We start from the raw sequence: 19,257 nt of genomic DNA on the forward strand, positions 1-19,257 counted from the left end.
GTGAATGAATTTCATATTTCCAATCCCTTGTCTCTCAAGCGTTTCAAGGCATGAAAAAAGGAGTACCTCCCCAAATTCTTGTATAATGTAAGTGACCAAACAAACATTACATGAATAGAAAAGAGGTTGTCTCCCATGTCTATTATACGACAAGGAAGCCTGTTTGACATGCAGGATTTTTATGAATTAGAACCTTCTAAACGTTTTGAAGCAGTTTTTTCTACTCTTCACCTTGAACCATTATTATTTGCAGTTAATAAAAAGTCTGTTTACGGTGCACCAACAGAACTCAATTATCCTGCTATGATTTATGCACTTGTAGCTCGTATTCTGGAAAGAATACCAACAATTAAAGATTTGATTAAACGTCTGACTCAGGATTTTATGTTTCGTTTGGATTGTGGTTTTCTATTTTCGGATCGAATTCCGTCTGAAGCCTCCTTTTCTCGTCTTACTTCTAAATTAAGTGATTCAACTGCCTTTGAATTGGTTCAGGATTCATTACTCCTTCAAGCTATTCAAGAAGGGTTTGTTTGTGATGAGTCTGTGGCCATCGATGCGACTCATTTTGAGTCTAGAGACCGTTCCACTCCACAAGAAAAGAAGCCAAAGCAAGAACCAAAAAAGCGTGGACGCAAACCAAAGGCTGAACAAGAAGCCTTTAAATTAGAAGTACAAGAAAGAGAAAATCAAAAATCAATTTACGAAAAGACAATAGAAGCTCAATTGCCCATTAGCTTAGAGACTTTACGAACCGAGGCTCCGTTGGAGCCCAATTGGGGCATTAAGAAAAATAGTGAAGGTAAAAATACCTTTTGGTTCGGTTTCAAGGCACATCTAGCAGTGGGAACAAGCAGCCAGTATATCTTACAATCCATGATGACTTCTGCTAGTTTGAACGATGGAAAAGCAGCCATTCCTCTCCTTAAAGGGATCCAGGAAAGGCTTCCTGCGCTACACATTCGTTTCGGTCTTATGGACGCTGGTTATGACTATTTGCCAATCTATCAACAGCTTCTAAATATGAAAGCTTACGGAATCATCGCCTATAATAAGCGCAATGAAGGAGAAATGATTGGCTTTGATGAGCATTTTGCCCCGACATGCGTGAGAGAACATTCTTATCGATACGATAGTTATGATGAAAAAAATCGCTCATTGAAGTACGTAAGACCAAAAGATGTGAAACCTGCCCGCTATCCAATGACTCTCTATGCCAGAAGGTCTATAAGGTGAAGATTGATACCGATATTCGAAGATATTCAGCTCCAGGACGAGGTTCTGAAGCTTGGAAAAAACTTTATAAACAAAGAACTGCGGTTGAACGAGTGAATGCTTATTTAAAAGAGTTCTTCCAATTAAAAAATGTTCGATACCGAACTGGCAAAAAGGCAAAAGTTCATTTTGATTTAATTACTCTTGTGTACAACGCAACAAAACTGGCTGTAGATCGAATCAACAAGCAAATGAGAGAAATGAAATTGGCTGCCTAATTTTATAAAAAATTGCATTTGATAATTCGGTCAGCCTAATAATTCAAAAAAACAATTATGAAATTAACTCAAGTATAAAACTATTCTTAATATATATATAAGATTATTTTGAAATAGTTTTTTCGATAAACAATCCATTGTCCCTCAGATAAATCCAACGATGTAATGAGGAATAGTTACTAGAGATTGAGAACATCATCCAGGAGGGATTCGGTGAGTTTACAAATATTCGATATTTTACAATTAGAAATTATGAAAGACGCTAAAGTGTTATCTGGAGCAAAACTTATTAACAAAACCGATGTTAAATGGGTATCTGCTATCGAAATGCCGGTTGAGAACTTTGTCCGAAAGAATGAATTTGTTTTAACTACAGCGATAGGTTGTGGCCATAATCTTGAGGAATTTGAAAAATTTGTTAAAGATATCATGGATTCCGAAGCATCCGCACTAGCTGTTGCATTAGGACGGCATATTTATGAAATCCCGAGAGAAGTCATTGAAATGGCCGAAAAGAATAATTTTATAATTATTGAAATACCATGGGAAGTCCGTTTTTCGAGTCTAATTGAAGCGGTCATGTTGAGGTTAAATCATGTCTCTAACGAAGAAAATCGGAAATCAGAAAAAGTTCAGCAGGATCTTTTAAATTTAATTTTAAAAGAGGCAGACCTTGCATGTATATCAACCTATTTACATGAGCACCTAGGATTTCCTGTCATTATCACAGATCAAACTGGTACCATTCATGCCCAAAGTAAAGAGATACCGAATTTATTGGAAAACTGGAAGAGGTATGTTGTTAAAGGAATCATCCCTGCTCTGAAGACGGTGTCCTTATCTTCACATGACCCTATGATTCAGAAAATTCAATTGATTAATATAGAAGAGCATTGCATTGTACAACTGCCTGTTATTCAAGTTTCAGAAAATACACAAAATTATCTGTTTGTCATATTGTCGTCTGATATAAATTTGGATTGTTTTTTAACACAAAATACGGTCAATGTCCTCGAGCATGCTGCGACAACAATAGCTCTATGGTTCTCAAGGAAAAATGCAGTAGAAGAAACAAAAATAAAACTCCATGCTTCTTTTATTAACGAGCTAATTAATGGAGAATTTAATTCCTGGGAGCAAGCAAATTCAAGGGCTGAAATTATTGGCTATAATTTGAAACTCCCATATCTATGCATAATTGGAGCTCCAGAAAATTTAAAAGAAATTTTTAAAAAAAGGAAATTAGCCAAAGCTGCTTATCAACAATGGGCTGATAGCATGATCCATTACATAAAAGAAGAAATATTCTATGCGGCACAAGCATTAAATAAAGAAGTAATGATTACCTATTATGAGGAGAAACTGTTGGTTTTTCTTGAAATTTCACTAGATAATAAGAATGAAAGTATTACGAACTTTTTAGATCTTGTAGATCGTCGAATGAAGAATTTGCTGCCCAACGTCGTTATTTCTTGGGGGATTGGTAATTATAATGAGGACATTTCCGGTTTTAAAGAAAGTTATCAAAATGCGAAAATTGCCTTAAATATCGGCAGGAATAAAAAAGGGATTGGTCATCGGGTTATGTATGAAAATACCCGTGTCGACCGTCTCCTGTTAAATCTTTTTCAAAATCCTGATATGAAAGAAATCATTATGTCCACCATCGAGCCTCTAGTAGAATATAATATACAGCGGAATCTTGACTTAATAGAAACGATTAGCACCTATAACCAATATCAAGGGAATGTAAGCCAAACCGCTAGAGCATTATTTTTACATAGACAATCTTTACTCTACCGTTTACGGAAGATTGAAGAATTAACGGGTCTTTCACTTGTCGATCCTGATGATTTGTTTTTATTAGATTTAAGCATAAAAACATGGAAAATGGGATGTTAATACATCAAAAAAGCCAACTATCATAGTTGGCTTTTTTGATGTCCATAGATTCGTTATTGTTTAAACTGGATAAATTTATTAAATAAATTCATACAAAATTGTCATTGTTCAATAGATAGTGTTTATCTAAAATATAACTAACACTCTAATGTTTTAAAAATTCAAATAATTTAGTAATATTGAAAGGAAGTGACCGCTATTAATACGTATGTTGAACTATTACCATCTTTATTAAATGGAGCAAAGGTTACCGTGCAAGTCCTTCTATTGTCTATGATTTTTACTTACTTAATTGCATTTCTTGCGGGACTTGGAAAGTTATCTAAATTTAAAATGATAAGAGGAATTAGTACGTTTTACATTGAAATATTCCGGGGAACATCACTGCTTGTCCAATTGTTCTGGATATACTTTGTGCTCCCTTTCTTCGGAATAGAATTATCCGCACTAGCGGCAGGTGTGATTGCTATGTCCTTATGCTACGGGGCGTATGCATCAGAGATTGTTCGCGGGGCCATTCTTTCTATTCCAAAAGGTCAGACGGAAGCTGCGATCGCTTTGAATATGACACCTTTTCAAAGAATGAGGAATATTATACTTCCTCAAAGTTTAAAAATCATGCTTCCTGGTTTTGGGAATATCTCGATTGAATTAGTGAAGGGAACTTCACTTGTCTCATTAATAACTCTCGGTGATCTAACCTATCAAGCCTTAACAATAAGGAATACTAATATTGGACAAACAACAGAAATCTTCACATCGTTACTCATTATTTACTTTGTCATTGCCCTGCCTCTTATTATAATAGCCCGTTGGTTAGAACATAGAACTTCTGTAGGAGGTGTTTAAAATGAATATTTGGGATTGGAATTATGCAATGGAGGTATTTCCAGTTATATTTAAAGCCATGTGGACAACATTGTCAGCCACTATTGTTGCGTTTGGATTGGCTATGATCCTTGGATTAGGATTAGCTGTCCTCCGCCGTTCGTCATTTAAACCGCTCACATGGCTAGTGATTGGGGTAAGTGAATTTATTCGGGCAACCCCGCCACTAGTACAATTATTCTTTGTATTCTATGTGTTACCGTTTTTTGGCATATCTTTATCCCCTTTTGTTGCTGGAACACTTGCCTTAGGTGTTCATTACAGCACGTATTGTGCGGAGATTTATCGTTCTGGAATTAATTCTGTTCCGCGTGGACAATGGGAGGCAGCAACGGCCCTTAATTTCACTAGCAGCCAGAAATGGACGAGGGTTATCCTTCCGCAAGCCATTCCACCGATCATACCAATGTTAGGTAATTATCTAATATCTATGTTTAAAGATACTCCAATATTATCAGCAATCACAGTGGTTGAAATGCTGCAAACGGCAAAAATTGCAGGTTCTGGGTCATTTCGATATTTGGAACCATTCACGATTGTAGGTTTACTGTTCTTACTACTAAGCTATCCATCTGCATTACTCATTAATAGATTAGAAGTGAAATTGAATCGAAGAATGGTAGTGAAAAAAGAAAAAAATTCTAAACATAAGGGAGTGGCGGCATAATGCTGGCAGCTAAAAAACTAGAATTTGTAGAGGAATTAGCAATTAACACAGGAGTTCCACTAGTTTCATATAAGCAGGTAAGTAAATCATTTGGTGATATTAAAGTAATTCGGGAGTTAGATTTTGAAGTATCTCCAGGTGAAAAAGTGGCGATTATTGGGCCAAGTGGATCAGGCAAAACAACCTTAATCAGGCTATTAATGACTTTAGAGGAACCAACCTCAGGAGTTATTGAAATTAACGGTGAGCCTCTCTGGCATAAAGAGGCAAAGGGGAAGCTCGTAAAAGCAGATGAGAAGCACTTACATAAAATGCGGGGACAAATTGGAATGGTCTTTCAGCAATTTAATCTTTTTCCACATATGACAGTTTTGCGAAACTGTATTGAGGCACCGGTAAAAGTGCTCGGAATGAGCCGTAAAGACGCTGAGGAACGTGCTAAGGCCATGTTAGAAAAGGTAGGGTTAGGGAACAAATTAGATAGCTATCCTGCACAATTATCGGGTGGACAACAGCAGCGTGTGGCCATTGCGCGTGCACTCGTGATGCGTCCAAAGGTCATGCTGTTTGATGAACCAACGTCAGCTCTTGACCCAGAACTAGTAGGTGAGGTACTTGATGTTATTCGAGAAATTGCTGCTGAGGGTGAAATGGCGATGATATTAGTAACCCATGAAATGGATTTTGCAAAAGATGTCGCTGATCGAATCGTCTTTACAGATGGAGGGAAAATCGTCGAACAAGGGCCGCCAAAAGAGGTATTTGAGAATCCGAAAAGTGAGCGTCTTCAGGCCTTCTTGAAAAGAATGAGATAGCAGTCAAAAAGATCCCCTTAGTTCCGATCATTCATCGGCCTAAGGGGATCTTTTTATTTGGCTAATTCTATTATTATGATTTACAAATTTGCTCTGTTTTCATATCACCAGGTAGTTCATTTTCAGAGAATCCAAACGGACTAATAATTTTTAGTAATTCTCCAGAATCCTTTAACTTTTGCAACTCAGCATTAAAGGCATCTCGGAATTCAGTATCATCTAAACGGAAAGCAGATGCTCCAAAACCTTGAGTTGGTTTCCCATCAATAATTGGTTGTTTAAAATCTTTTACTCTATCAATTTCATTACTTCCAGCACTTTCTAACATTGCTTCCAATGAAGGACCGGTCATCGTAATGGCATCTACTCGTTTCGCAAGAAGAGCTTGTACAGCTGAAGGAATATCTGGAATAATAGTGATTTGTTTGTCTGGAATTCCTGAACTCTTTAAATAATCATGTTCAATCGCTCCAGCCATGACTCCAACTTTTGCATCAGGATTTGCTTTAATATCTTCGTAGCTTGTTAGCCCAAGTGGATTTTTTGCTTTAACTCCTAAGGCAGCCCCAATTGTGTATTCTGGCTCTGCGAAGCTCACTTGTTCACAACGATCGGGTTTAATAAACATTCCGGCTGTAATCATATCAAATCGCTTGGCTTTGAGGCCAGGAATTAATGATCCAAATTCTGTAAGGACACCATTAACCTCTTTAACTCCTAAATTTATTAACACTGCACGGGCCACTTCAACTGCCTCCCCAGTTATTTTTCCATTGCTGTCTTGATAAGCATAAGGTTTCTCATTCGCAAATCCGATCGTAACAACTCCTTTACTTTTTACCTTTTCTAAAGTTGACTCTGATGATCCATTTGTTTCTTTTGAAACTGAATCGCTTCCTTGACATGCAGTCAAACCTAGCAACATGAGCAGGCCTAGAATAGATAGTAATTTTTTCATTTTTTTCCTCCTTCTACTTTTCTGATTTTTCCGAAACTTAATCTAAGTTTAGCTTTTACACTAGCTATTGACTATTACCAAAATGTCGAAATAGTTAGACGTTTTTTCTACAATTTGAAGGAGTAAACTATTAATTGTATTGATGTTAAATTCTTAATAATGTAAAATTTTAAAATATCGATGTACTTTTGATACCTTCATAATTTGCATTTACTAATGTTGAAAAATAATTTTTCTGGAGGTTTTAAGTCAAGTGCTGACAATACAGGATGTTCTAGAACTAGATATATTAAGTGGAGCCAAAGTAAGAACAGCAAAAAACAAGTTGTCAAAACAGCCAGTCGAATGGGTTTCGATTATGGATATTCCCGTAGAAAATTATATTCGTAAAAATGAGTTTGTCCTGAATACAGGTGCAGGATCAGGAAATAACATGGAAGTTTTTCATCAATTTGTAGAAAGTGTGTATGAATCAGGTGCATCGGCCCTTGCAATTGCCAAGGGTAAGTATATTAAGGATATCCCCAAAAGCGTGATTAAGTTTGCAGAAGACAAGGAGTTTCCTATTATTGAAATCCCTTGGGAAATTCGCTTTGCTGAAATTTCTCATTGCATTATGAATAAGATTAATAGAGAGCAAAACCAAGAGATGCAGCTGGTTGAAAACATCCAACAAACGCTTCTAAATATGATCCTGAATAATCAAAATCTATCAAAGATCGCCGATTTTGTGGCAGAAAAAATAGGTAAGTCCATCATTGTTGTTGATAAAGCCAATGACATCAAAGGGAAAAGTATGAATGCTAATGATTTGATCGAAAAATGGAATCATCATACGGCTACCAAAGAAGTTGTCTCGCGAATATCATTAAAGAATAGTCAACATCCACTGCTTACTAGAATCGAAAGAATTAATCTTCTGAATAGCGTTATTTTACAAATCCCGATCCAGTCGACGAATCGGTTTCAAGGGTATCTAAATATTGAAATTAAAGATGAAACAAAAGTAGAGTCCTTTCTTTCCATTCAAAATGTTAGTGTTCTAGAACATGCCTCTACAGTCCTTGCGATGTGGTTTCTTCGTGAAAACGCAATTGAAGAAACAAAAATGAAACTAAGAGGGGACTTTGTCTGGAGTCTAGCAAAGGGAGATCTTTCTAGCTGGGATCAAAAGATTTCACAAGCCAAATCTCTTGGTTATGTTTTGGAACTGCCCTATATTTGTCTAATCGGGACTCCTGAAAACTTACAGGAACTTTACTATCGAAATTATTCAGATTCACCCTTCGAACGATGGAAAGAAAGCATGCTTCACTATATTCAGGACGAAATTTTTCTAGTAGCTAATATGGCAAAGCAAAAAGTAATGACGACAGATCATCGAAATGACATTATCTTATTTGTAGAGACGTCGTTAACAAGTAAATCTGATAAAGTACATAACTTTCTTGATTTATTAAATCGCCGCTTAAATAAATTATTACCCGGGGTCATTTTATCTTGGGGAATGGGCAGATGTCATGAGGGCGAGAGAAGGTTTTCAGAGAGCTTTTTGGATGCTCAAAAAGCTTTACATATTGGTAGAAAGAAAGACGGAGCAGGTTGTTGTACCAACTATGAGGATACAAGAGTGGAACGCGCGTTATTAAGAATTGCGAATGATAAAGAAATGAGTGAAATTGTCAATCATACGATCCAATCCCTTATAAGCTACGACGAACAAAAAAACGCAAACTTAATGGAAACAGCAATGGTTTATAATGCAAATCAAGGGAAAACAAGTCAGACGGCAAGGGATTTACATCTACACCGGCATACTTTACTCTATCGATTGAAAAAAATTGAATCGCTCACAAATCTTTCGTTATTCGACCCAGAAGATCGATTCCTATTAGAATTGAGCATTAAATTATGGAAGCTTGGCGAGGCTTCCGCAGAATAGGTTAGGAAGATAAATTAAAGGACAGGCTTTTTTGCCTGTCCTTTTTGCATGGGCAAAAATATACCAATCTTCAAAATGTCGTAATTTCATAAAAATAGTTCCAACAAAATGTCTAATGACGTGTCCCAGAACGGAGAGTTAAGATGAATTCAGTAGATTTAGGATATTCCTAAAAAATCTGAACAATATGTATGAGAGGTGTGGATACAGAATGAACAATCTGCCAAAGACAGCTGATGTTGTCATAATCGGCGCGGGGTTAATGGGATGCAGCACGGCCTATGAGCTTGCGAAGAGAAATGTAAAAAACATTGTGGTGTTAGATAAAAATGCAATCGGATCAGGCGCCACCGGCCAATCAAGCGGTGTGCTTCGCGGCCATTACAGCTATCCCATATTAACGCGAATGGCTGTGCAAAGTTTGGAAACCTTTAAATACGCAAACGAGATTTTAGGAAATGAAGTCGGCTACCAGCCTGTAGGGTATATGTTTGGTGTCGATCATGAAAATATTGAAACATTGAATAAGAATGTAGAAATGCAAAAGAAAAATGGCGTGAATACAAGTATCGTATCAAAGGAAGCAGTCAAAAAGGAAATATGGCCCGAATTGGATACGGAGCAATTCGGTGCATTTGCCTATGAACCTGAAGGTGGTTATGGTGATCCGGTTCTAACCAACCAAGCCTTTGCGGATGCTGCGAGGGCATTGGGAGTTACAATTAAGCAGCATTGCGGTGTGAAGAGGGTGTTGACAAGTGATGATGGCAGCAAGGTTGTAGGGGTAGAGACCATTGATGGTCAGGTAATCTTTACTCCATATGTCATTGTAGCGGCTGGAGTAGGAGCACACCACATTATGAAAAATGTGGGTGTGAATGTACCAGTTAAAGGGCAGCGGGCACAACTCATTTATATTTCTCCAGGTGCTTCATTGGGCAAGGTTCCTTCTTTTGGAGATTTCAAGCATGACCAGTATATTAAACCAGAAGTAAGCAGTGGTCACCTGCTGCTGGGGAATGCCGATCATGCGGATCCACAATATATTGATCCAGCCGATTATGATGCAGACCAATACCCTAAGCATGCGACGGAAGCAGCGATAGAGAAGGCAATTATGAAATTTTTAAGCTGTTTTCCATCGCTCGAACAAGCCAAGTTGTTAGCTAGTTATTCTGCGGCCTATGAAGTGACACCAGATGGAATTCCGTTTATAAGTCGAACGCCAATTGTTGGTGCCTACCTTTGTACAGGGTTTAGCGGTCACGGATTCAAAATAGCACCAAGCGTGGGGAAATTGACGGCGGACCTAGTATTGGTAGGGAAAAGTAAGCAAGAAGGCATTGATCTTGCTCCGTTCCGATTAACCCGTTTCGAAGAAAATGATTTACTTTTACCTGATCATCCATATACCACAACAGTTAATAGCCACGTCTAAAATGAAAATTTCTTAGGAAAAAGGAGGTAAACGAGGATGAATATTGTTGTCATTTTGAAACAAACATTTGATACAGAAGAAAAAATCATCATTGAAAATGGGGAAGTGGTTAACGACAATGCCCAGTTAATTATTAACCCATATGATGAATATGCGGTGGAGGAGGCTGTTAAGTTAAAAGATTTGCATGGCGGTGAGGTAACAGTTATTACTTTGGGACGATCTGAGGCTGAAAGTGCCTTACGGACAGCACTTGCGATGGGCGCCGACAATGCCGTCCTGATAGAAAATGAGGACGATTTGTCACTGGACGAGCAGGGGGTTGCAAAAATATTAGCGGCTGCCATCAAAGAAAGAGATTTTGATATTATTCTAGGCGGGAATATGTCGGTAGACAATGGTGCGAGTCAAGTAGGACCTCGAATAGCGGAGGAACTGGGAATTGCCCATGTAGCCACGATTACGAAATTGGAGATTAAAGACAGCTTCGTTAAGGTTGAAAGGGACGTGGAAGGAGATTTGGAAATCATTGAATCCGCTTTGCCAATATTAGTTACGGCTCAGCAAGGCTTGAATGAACCGCGTTATCCATCATTGCCGGGAATTATGAAGGCGAAAAAGAAAACGTTGGAAAGACTGGACATTGAGGATTTAGATATTAGTGAGGATGATCTTCAGCCGAAATCGAGAATCATCGACCACTATTTACCGAAGAAAAAAGAGGCGGGACAAATTCTAAAAGGTGACATCCAAGCTCAAGTAAAAGAGTTAGTTCTGTTGCTACATGGTGATATTAAGGCTGTTTAAAGGGGGAAAAATGATGACGAAAGTACTTGTACTCGCAGAAGCTAAAAATGGAAAAATGAGAAACGTTTCTTTTGAAGTATTAACTGTGGCTGCTCGAATCGCGAAGGGTGATGAAGTTACCGCTTGTGTATTTGGAAGCGATGCAGAAAGATATTGTCAAGAACTTGCAAAATATGGAGCACAGAAAGTGTTCATTGTTGACCATGAAGAATTAAACAATTATTCCCCTGATGGTTACAAACAGGCTTTGTTAAATGTTATTGATGAAGTAAAGCCGAAAGTGGTCTTAACAGGACATACGTCGATCGGTAAAGACATTTTTCCTCGCGTAGCAGCACGATTAAATGCAGCAGTTATTTCAGACTGTATTGAAGTAGAAGCTGGCGAGGAAATTGTTTTTACTAGACCGATTTATTCAGGAAAAGCGTTTCAAAAGAAAGTAGTTACTGACGGTCTCATTATGGCTACGATTCGGCCAAACAATATCCAAGCAATTGAAAACCAAGCTATTAGTGAAACAATCAATTTGCTAGTAGAGATCAAAGATTTACGGACAGTGGTTAAAGAAGTGGTGAAGAAAGCTTCTGGTAAAGTCGATCTTTCAGAAGCTAAGGTGATTGTATCCGGTGGACGGGGCGTGAAAAGTTCCGAAGGATTTAAACCATTACAAGAGTTAGCGGGGGTTCTCGGTGGGGCAGTTGGGGCATCTCGTGCCGCTTGCGATGCAGAATATTGTGATTATTCCTTGCAAATTGGCCAAACAGGGAAAGTGGTTACCCCCGATTTATATATTGCTTGCGGTATATCTGGTGCGATTCAGCATCTAGCAGGAATGTCCAGCTCTCAGGTCATTGTTGCGATTAACAAAGATCCAGAAGCGAATATTTTTCAGATAGCTGATTATGGGATTGTCGGAGATTTGTTTGAAGTGTTGCCATTATTAACAGAAGAATTTAAGAAGATTATTGCTGAAAAGCAAGCGATTACAAATTAAATTTTGAGAGATTGATAAGCATTGGGGCTGCCATTTTTACTTATGGTCAGCCCCCTCATTATTATTAGATGGGGTGAATTCGTGCGGATAAATGAATTACATGAAAGTGTTGCGGAGGAAATCATCAAGTATAGGCGGGAATTCCATAAGCATCCTGAACTTTCGTTTCATGAACAAAGAACTTCCAAAATAGTCGCTGACTATTTGAGAAGCTGCGGTTTACACGTCAAGGAACATGTGAATGGGTTTGGGGTTATTGCAGATTTAATAGGAGTTGAACAAGGGCCAACGATTGTCTTCCGGGCTGATATGGATGCCTTGCCGATTCAAGAGGAAACGGACTTGCCTTTTGCTTCATTGGTTCCAGGAGTGATGCATGCTTGCGGCCATGACGGCCATACCGCCATATTAATGGGAGCGGCTAAATTATTATCTTTTGAAAAAGAGAAATTAAAGGGGATTGTGAGATTAATATTTCAGCCGGCAGAAGAAGTGAATCCTGGTGGGGCGTTTGGGATGATTCAGTCAGGTGTTTTAAATGGTGTGGAAGCCATCTTTGGCATACACATTTGGTCGGAATTGCCTTCTGGAACCTTTCGAACGTGCCACGGTCCAATGATGGCGGCAACGGACCGGTTTACGATTGAAATTGAAGGTAAGGGGGGTCATGGCGGGATGCCTCATAAGACGATTGATTCGATTGTTGTAGCATCCCACCTGGTTATGGCGTCCCAGCAAATAATCAGTCGGTGCATTGATCCTTTAGAGTCTGGGGTCATTACATTTGGGGAATTAAAATCAGGAACTGCTTTTAATATTATTGCAAATAAAGCTGTATTAGAAGGAACAACGCGCAGTTTTACTCCTGAAGTGCGGAATACACTTCAACAGAAACTAGTAGAATTAACAGAAGGTCTGGCAAAAATCTATGGAGCATCTATTAAACTAGATTATCAGTGTGGATACCCATCTGTAGTCAACCACGAAAAAGAAGTGGAGATTAGTTTAGAGGTTGCAAAGGATCTGTTTGGAATGGAATTTACAGGAATCATGAAACCAAAAATGGTAGGGGAAGATTTTGCCTATTATCTCAAGGAGGTTCCAGGTGCTTTTTGTTTTGTGGGTGCAGGAGATCCCAATAAACCAATGTATCCCCATCATCATCCTCGATTTCAGATTGATGAAAGTGTGTTACCTAAAGCAGCGCAATGGTTTTATCAACTTGCAATGAAGTATTTGGGTTAGCTAGTCAGTAATCTGGTCTTTCTATCGTTAAAACTGTATGAAAAGTATCTTTAGATTATTGTCAGTTTTGGCAATAGATATCCCAAATAGATGGATTTAGTATCAATAATATAAAAACATAATTTCAGGTTCTAGGAGGGAGATTGTATGACTTTTACTAAACTAATAAAAACATCCAAAGATATCGACATTCGTGATGTTTGGGAAGCAAGAAAACGAATAAGCCCGATTATTAACAGAACGCCAATCATCCATTCTTCGATTCTATCAGAAAAAATCGGTCGTAATGTTTATTTAAAGTTGGAAAATGTTCATGAGGTAGGAGCCTTTAAAGTGAGAGGGGCGGCTAATAAAATACTAAGTTTGAGTGAAGAAGAAAAAAAACGCGGGGTTGCCACGTTTTCAACAGGAAATCATGGGATGGCTGTAGCGTATATAGCTAAGAAACTTGGAATTGATGCGGTTGTCTGTATTTCCAATCGGGTGCCCAAGGCAAAAGTAGACTCACTAAAAAGGCTGGGTGCTCAAATTGAAATCGTTGGCGACAGCCAAGACGACGCAGGAGTTCGCTGCTATCAATTGGAAAAGGAGAAGGGATTAACAGTGATAGAGCCCTTTGATGATCCCCATGTTATCGCAGGACAAGGAACGATAGGATTGGAATTGTTGGAGGATCTTCCTCATTTAACAGATGTGATTGTGCCGCTTTCCGGCGGCGGGCTGCTCTCTGGAATTGGCTTGGCCTTAAAGTCCAATGATAAGAATCTTCGGGTAACAGGTGTTTCTATGGAAAAATCTGCAGTAATGTATGAAAGCTTAAAGGCCGGCAAGCCAGTCGTTCTAGAGGAAAGCGAGACACTTGCTGATAGTTTACTAGGTGGAATTGGACTTGATAATCAATACACATTCAACATGGTCCAGCAATATATGGATGATGTCTTACTGATTCCTGAAGAAGAAATTGCCTTCAGTATGGCTTATATGATGGATAAGCACCGAATCATTATGGAAGGGGCAGCAGCGACAGGAATTGCGGCTGTTTTAGGAAAAAGAATTCCTCAACAAGAAGGGGATCTGGCTGTTATAATAAGTGGTCATAATGTAGATCTTTCAGTATTACATTCGGTCATTCAAAAATATACATCTGAAAACTAAGTAACAAATAAAAACAGATACCCCTAAACATAGGTTAGGAAGTATCTGTTTTTTGTTGGATCAAAATGAATCTACCTAACAAACAACTCTCTTGGGAATCTTGTAATGGTTTCGCAGCCACTTTCATTAACCCTTATCGTTTCGGTGATTGCTACACCATAACCATCCAACCACATCCCAGGCATCATGTGGAACGTCATATTCGGCTTTAGGACAGTCTTATCACCTGGTTTAAAAAATGCTGAATTTTCCATCCACACTGGTGGATAACCTATGCCAACCGTATAGCCCATTCTAGATTCTTTTTCTAAACCGTATTTGTTAATGGTAGCTTGCCAAGCTTTTTCTACCTCTTCACATGTTACACCCGGCTTTACTGCAGAAAGGGCTACATTTAATCCCTCAACGACAATTTTAGCCGTTTCTCTCACTCTCGCAGAAGGCTCCCCAATAAAGATGGTCCTTGTTAACGGTGCATGATATCGTTTGTAACTTCCTGATAGTTCCATATATACTAACTGACTATCTTGATATTTTCCTTCTGTGGTCCATGAGAAGTGGGCTCCTGCTGTTCTTTCTCCTGCAGGCATAACAGGTGCCAGTGCTGGATATTCCCCACCATACACTCCCGTTCCTTTCACTAAGTCACTATATACGCCAGCTGCAACCTCGGATTCTCTTACTCCCACGCCAATTTTCTCGATTGCATTATACATAGTCTTTTCTACTATTCTAGCTGCTATCTGCATGTATTCCAATTCTTTTACCGATTTTTGTCCTCTTACCCAGTTTACAAGTGCTGTCGCATCAACCAAGGTCGCATCTGGCAAAACTTTCTCTAATCGGTTATACCAATGTGCATTAAAATAATAGGCATCAAATTCGAGTCCTATTTTTTTATTATGAAGCCCTTTTTCTTTTAAAAATCCTCCAATAAAATCCATTACATGCAAGACCTTTGGTTCCCACAAATATTTATCTGGATAGGAAATCACATTTTCATCACACATCCAAGTGGTTTCGGATGCGCAATATAAATCTTGCAATCTGATGAAACATACTGGCTCCTCTAGGCCTGTTGCAATGATTACTCCCTGTGGTACGTAATAGGACATCGCATCATATCCCGATACATAGTTCATGTTTGAGGGATCAGTTAATAATAATACTTCGATTCCTTGTTCTTCCATACTTGTCTTTACTTTTCTTACTCGTTCCTGGTATTCCGTTTTTTCAAATGGCAACATGTTCGTCTACCTCCATTTCATCTTCTTTAATCATCATACAGAAAAGAAAGTGGAATAATCATCCTACAGATTGTTGGAATAAAATCGCGATAAAAGTGCATTTTGACAAATTTGACTAGAAACGAACAAGAACGTTCATACAATCTGTCAGATGAAAAACATAATTGGTATTTCGTATAATGAACCCAGATAAATGAAATATTCAAAAGATTTAGTTAAAGTTAGACAGGAGTGTATGAGGATATGTCATTCTTAACAACTGAGTATAAAGAAAGACTCCGTAAAACAAAAGAAAGGATGATGCAAAAAGGAATTGATGTCCTCCTAATTACTGATCCAGCCAATTTAAATTACCTTTCTGGCTATGATGGATGGTCATTTTATGTACACCAGATGCTTGTCCTCATTATTGATGAAGAAGAACCGAAATGGATTGGACGGGGTCAGGATGCCAATGGCGCAAAAGTGACAACATGGCTCTCGCACGACAATATTATCCCTTACCCAGATGAATATGTTCAGTCGGACATCTTGCATCCTATGGATTTCGTGGCCGATCGATTAAAAGAGTTAGGCCAGGAAATGCGCTCGATTGGCGTAGAAATGGAAAACTATTATTTCACAGCCAAATGTTATCAACAGCTCACAAAGGGATTACCGAATGCAACCTTTTTAGATGCTTCTTTATTAGTCAACTGGGTTCGGCTAATCAAGTCGGATACAGAAATTGAATACATGAAGCGGGCAGCAAAAATTGTAGAAAAAGCGATGCAGGCAGGGATCGATTTGATTGAAGAAGGCGTAAGAGAATGTGATGTGGCAGCCAAGATATTTTATACACAAATCACTGGAACAGAAGAGTTTGGCGGGGATTATCCTTCCATCGTACCACTCCTGCCATCCGGAGAAAAAACATCGACACCCCATTTAACTTGGACAGATGAACGATATAAAAATGGCGATGCAGTGATTTTGGAAATTGCGGGCTGTTACAAAAGATATCATTCACCGCTCGCAAGGACCGTTCAGATCGGTACACCAAAGGAAGAAATGAAAACCCTTTCAAGTGTCGCCGTGGAAGGCATAAATGCTTGCTTGGAGATGATTCGCCCGGGCATTGCATGTGAAGAAATTGAAGAAACATGGAGAAAAACCATTGAAAAAAGTGGATTTGTGAAAGATTCACGACTTGGATATTCAATGGGACTGAATTATCCACCTGATTGGGGCGAACACACCATGAGTATTCGAAAAGGTGATAAAACAATCCTGCAGCCAAATATGACTTTTCACCTTATACCAGGATTATGGTTGGACCATTACGGTTTTGAAGTAAGTGAGTCGGTCCGGGTTACCGAAACCGTGTGCGAAACATTTGCCAATGTCAACAGGGATTTGACTCTAAAGGGGCATCAAATGACGAAATAATGTGGGGGAGGTGAACAACCCGATGCTTATTTTTACCGAAAAGGAATTAAAACAATATGTCCAAATCAATCAAGATGCAATAAAAGTAGTGGAGGATGCCTTTACTAAACTGTCCAGTAATGAAGTGATCATGCCACCAATCATGAGAGTGGACATTGAGGAACAGAATGGCGAAGTTGATGTGAAATCAGCTTATATCAAGGACAAAGAAATGTTTGCGATTAAAATTTCTTCCGGCTTTTTTAATAATTATCAGCTAGGCTTACCAAGCGGGAACGGCATGATGATTTTAATCAGCACACAGACTGGTGTACCTGAAGCTATTCTTTTAGATAATGGGTACTTAACCGAAGTTCGTACTGCCGCTGCAGGTGCAGTAGCCGCTAAATATCTGTCTAAAGAATCTATTGAAACCGTAGGTGTTATTGGTGCCGGCAGCCAGGCAAGATTTCAACTCAGGTCGTTAAGTCTTGTAAGGAATGTTAGCAAAGTATTGGTTTATGCTCGCTCCGCGGAACGCGCTCAAGCATTTGCAGCTGAAATGGCCGCAGAATTGGGAGTTGAAATCACAGCGGTGCCTGATGCGGAAACTGTCGTAAAAAACAGTGATACCGTGATTACTACAACCCCGACAAAAGAACCGCTAATTAAAGCAGACTGGCTCCATCCTGGACTACATATTACAGCAATGGGTTCGGATGCGGAACATAAACAAGAATTAGAAGCTGAGGTATTGGCGAAAGCGGATCTGCTGGTTTGTGATACAAAAGCTCAATGCGCCCGTTTAGGGGAATTACATCATGCACTAGCGAGAGGCGTACTTACAGAGAACTCGCAAATTATTGAATTGGGTGAGCTTACTTCCTTGCAGGTGGAAGGAAGAACAAGCGATGAACAAATTACAGTTTGTGATTTAACAGGTACAGGTGTACAGGATACAGCGATTGCCTTGTTTGCCTATCAAGAAATGAAGAAGAGAAATTTAGGATTAAACATTGAGGGCAGCAATTTACTAATAAAAAACTAATTGAGGAGTGGTTAATATGACAAACAAACAACCAAAAATGGGAACACAATCAGTATGGGCAGGAGAGAAAGATTATTTAGTACATGGCGCAACACAAGTTCCAGTTGTATTAAGTGTCGCTTATGGCTATGACGATATGGATGAATGGTATGATGTGGCAATTGGCAAGAAAAAAGGTCATATCTATGGACGTAATACAAATCCAACTGTTCAAGCATTTGAAGATAAAGTCAAAATCCTTGAAGGTGCAGAAGCTGCAACAAGTTTCTCAACAGGGATGGCAGCGATCAGCAATACACTTTCTACCTTTTTAGTACCTGGTGACCGCATTGTTTCAATTAAAGATACATATGGCGGAACAAATAAAATCTTTACTGAGTTCCTGCCGCGCCAAGAAATTGAAGTGGCTCTATGTGAAACAGGAAACCATGACCAAATTGAACGTGAAGTTGCCAAAGGCTGTAAAATTTTATATTTGGAAACACCAACAAATCCAACCGTGAAAATTACCGATATTGAACGTATGGCAAATGCAGGCCGAGCGGCAGGGGCGCTTGTTGTCGTGGATAATACCTTTGGAACTCCAATTAACCAAAATCCAATCGCATTAGGTGCGGATTTAGTCATTCATAGTGCGACAAAGTTTTTGGGTGGACATGCAGACGCGTTAGGCGGTGTCGTTTGTGGTTCTCACGAACTGGTTGAAAAAATCTACCATTTCCGTGAAATTAATGGAGCAACAATGGATCCAATGGCAGCCTATCTTATCCTGCGCGGAATGAAAACACTTCATTTACGTGTCCGCCAGCAATGTGAAAATGCGATGACCCTAGCAAAATACTTGGAGACAAAAGAAATGGTCGAGGCAGTTTATTATCCAGGTCTTGAAACACATCCAAACCATGATATTGCAAAGAAACAAATGAAAAACTTTGGCGGAATGCTTAGCTTTGCCGTAAAGGGTGGAGTAGATACCGTTCGCGACCTTCTTCCTAAATTACAATATGCCAACCGAGCAGCAAATTTAGGTGCGGTAGAAACAACAGTTGGACCGGCTCGTACAACAAGCCACGTAGAATGTACACCAGAAGAACGTGCAGCCATGGGAATTCCGGAAGGACTCATTCGAATCTCTTGTGGAATTGAAGACATCGAAGACATCCTTGCAGATTTCGAGCAGGCCTTCAACCATGTTGAAAGTATTTTAAAGGTTTAATAGCTTTCAATCCAGTTTTAGGAGGAAAACAACAG

Annotated in this window: 15 protein-coding genes and 1 pseudogene; 14 read left to right on the forward strand and 2 right to left on the reverse strand. The window is 39.0% G+C overall.

Annotation, left to right across the window (positions count from 1 at the left end; all coding sequences use genetic code 11):
* Positions 1-135 precede the first annotated feature (135 nt).
* The 5 genes and pseudogenes from COJ96_RS11185 to ehuA all read left to right on the forward strand — a co-directional run bounded on the left by COJ96_RS11185 (position 136) and on the right by ehuA (position 5,765).
* Positions 136-1,493: pseudogene (locus COJ96_RS11185) on the forward strand (transposase).
* 213 nt (positions 1,494-1,706) lie between these two features.
* A complete protein-coding gene (locus tag COJ96_RS11190) occupies positions 1,707-3,395 on the forward strand; it encodes a PucR family transcriptional regulator (protein ID WP_098573046.1) in 1,689 nt (562 codons plus the stop codon).
* A gap of 189 nt (positions 3,396-3,584) precedes the next feature.
* Entirely contained in the window at positions 3,585-4,244 is a 660-nt protein-coding gene (gene ehuC, locus COJ96_RS11195; RefSeq protein WP_373561685.1) for an ectoine/hydroxyectoine ABC transporter permease subunit EhuC, read from the forward strand.
* Position 4,245: 1 nt separating this feature from the next.
* Positions 4,246-4,950, forward strand: a complete 705-nt coding sequence (gene ehuD / locus COJ96_RS11200) for an ectoine/hydroxyectoine ABC transporter permease subunit EhuD (protein ID WP_218936509.1) — start codon at positions 4,246-4,248, stop codon at positions 4,948-4,950.
* Positions 4,950-5,765, forward strand: coding sequence for an ectoine/hydroxyectoine ABC transporter ATP-binding protein EhuA (gene ehuA / locus COJ96_RS11205; RefSeq protein ID WP_098573048.1), 816 nt, complete (start codon positions 4,950-4,952; stop codon positions 5,763-5,765). The genes ehuD and ehuA overlap by 1 nt, the downstream gene beginning before the upstream one ends.
* Positions 5,766-5,838: 73 nt before the next feature.
* Here the strand turns inward: ehuA and ehuB are convergent, their stop codons facing one another.
* The gene (gene ehuB / locus COJ96_RS11210; protein WP_098573050.1) at positions 5,839-6,723 is read right to left on the reverse strand and encodes an ectoine/hydroxyectoine ABC transporter substrate-binding protein EhuB; all 885 of its coding nucleotides are present in this window, start codon (positions 6,721-6,723) and stop codon (positions 5,839-5,841) included.
* 253 nt (positions 6,724-6,976) lie between these two features.
* Between ehuB and COJ96_RS11215 the strand changes: the two genes are divergently transcribed.
* The 6 genes from COJ96_RS11215 (at position 6,977) to eutB (ending at position 14,304) form a co-directional block, all read left to right on the forward strand.
* The gene (locus COJ96_RS11215) at positions 6,977-8,665 is read left to right on the forward strand and encodes a PucR family transcriptional regulator (RefSeq protein WP_098573052.1); all 1,689 of its coding nucleotides are present in this window, start codon (positions 6,977-6,979) and stop codon (positions 8,663-8,665) included.
* A 211-nt stretch (positions 8,666-8,876) separates the two neighbouring features.
* Positions 8,877-10,103: an NAD(P)/FAD-dependent oxidoreductase gene (locus COJ96_RS11220; protein WP_098573054.1), complete on the forward strand. Its 1,227-nt coding sequence runs from the start codon at positions 8,877-8,879 to the stop codon at positions 10,101-10,103.
* A 36-nt stretch (positions 10,104-10,139) separates the two neighbouring features.
* The gene (locus COJ96_RS11225; protein WP_098573056.1) at positions 10,140-10,910 is read left to right on the forward strand and encodes an electron transfer flavoprotein subunit beta/FixA family protein; all 771 of its coding nucleotides are present in this window, start codon (positions 10,140-10,142) and stop codon (positions 10,908-10,910) included.
* A 10-nt stretch (positions 10,911-10,920) separates the two neighbouring features.
* Positions 10,921-11,904 (forward strand): electron transfer flavoprotein subunit alpha/FixB family protein, encoded by a 984-nt coding sequence (locus COJ96_RS11230; protein WP_098573058.1) that lies wholly within the window; start codon positions 10,921-10,923, stop codon positions 11,902-11,904.
* Between the two features lie 81 nt (positions 11,905-11,985).
* The gene (locus tag COJ96_RS11235; RefSeq protein WP_257148487.1) at positions 11,986-13,149 is read left to right on the forward strand and encodes a M20 metallopeptidase family protein; all 1,164 of its coding nucleotides are present in this window, start codon (positions 11,986-11,988) and stop codon (positions 13,147-13,149) included.
* A 147-nt stretch (positions 13,150-13,296) separates the two neighbouring features.
* Complete coding sequence (eutB, locus tag COJ96_RS11240; protein ID WP_098573060.1) at positions 13,297-14,304, forward strand: hydroxyectoine utilization dehydratase EutB; 1,008 nt, start codon at positions 13,297-13,299, stop codon at positions 14,302-14,304.
* Positions 14,305-14,375: 71 nt separating this feature from the next.
* Here the strand turns inward: eutB and COJ96_RS11245 are convergent, their stop codons facing one another.
* Positions 14,376-15,551 (reverse strand): M24 family metallopeptidase, encoded by a 1,176-nt coding sequence (locus tag COJ96_RS11245; RefSeq protein ID WP_098573062.1) that lies wholly within the window; start codon positions 15,549-15,551, stop codon positions 14,376-14,378.
* Between the two features lie 243 nt (positions 15,552-15,794).
* Between COJ96_RS11245 and COJ96_RS11250 the strand changes: the two genes are divergently transcribed.
* From COJ96_RS11250 to COJ96_RS11260, 3 genes are read left to right on the forward strand one after another with little or no spacing between them, the layout of a single operon-like run.
* Complete coding sequence (locus tag COJ96_RS11250) at positions 15,795-16,979, forward strand: M24 family metallopeptidase (RefSeq protein ID WP_098573064.1); 1,185 nt, start codon at positions 15,795-15,797, stop codon at positions 16,977-16,979.
* A gap of 22 nt (positions 16,980-17,001) precedes the next feature.
* A complete protein-coding gene (locus COJ96_RS11255; protein WP_098573066.1) occupies positions 17,002-18,006 on the forward strand; it encodes a cyclodeaminase in 1,005 nt (334 codons plus the stop codon).
* 16 nt (positions 18,007-18,022) lie between these two features.
* Entirely contained in the window at positions 18,023-19,222 is a 1,200-nt protein-coding gene (locus tag COJ96_RS11260; protein WP_098573068.1) for a cystathionine gamma-synthase family protein, read from the forward strand.
* Positions 19,223-19,257: the final 35 nt, after the last annotated feature.

Origin of the sequence: Bacillus sp. AFS073361, from assembly GCF_002567005.1 — a bacterium.
Classification (GTDB): Bacteria; Bacillota; Bacilli; order Bacillales; family Cytobacillaceae; genus Neobacillus.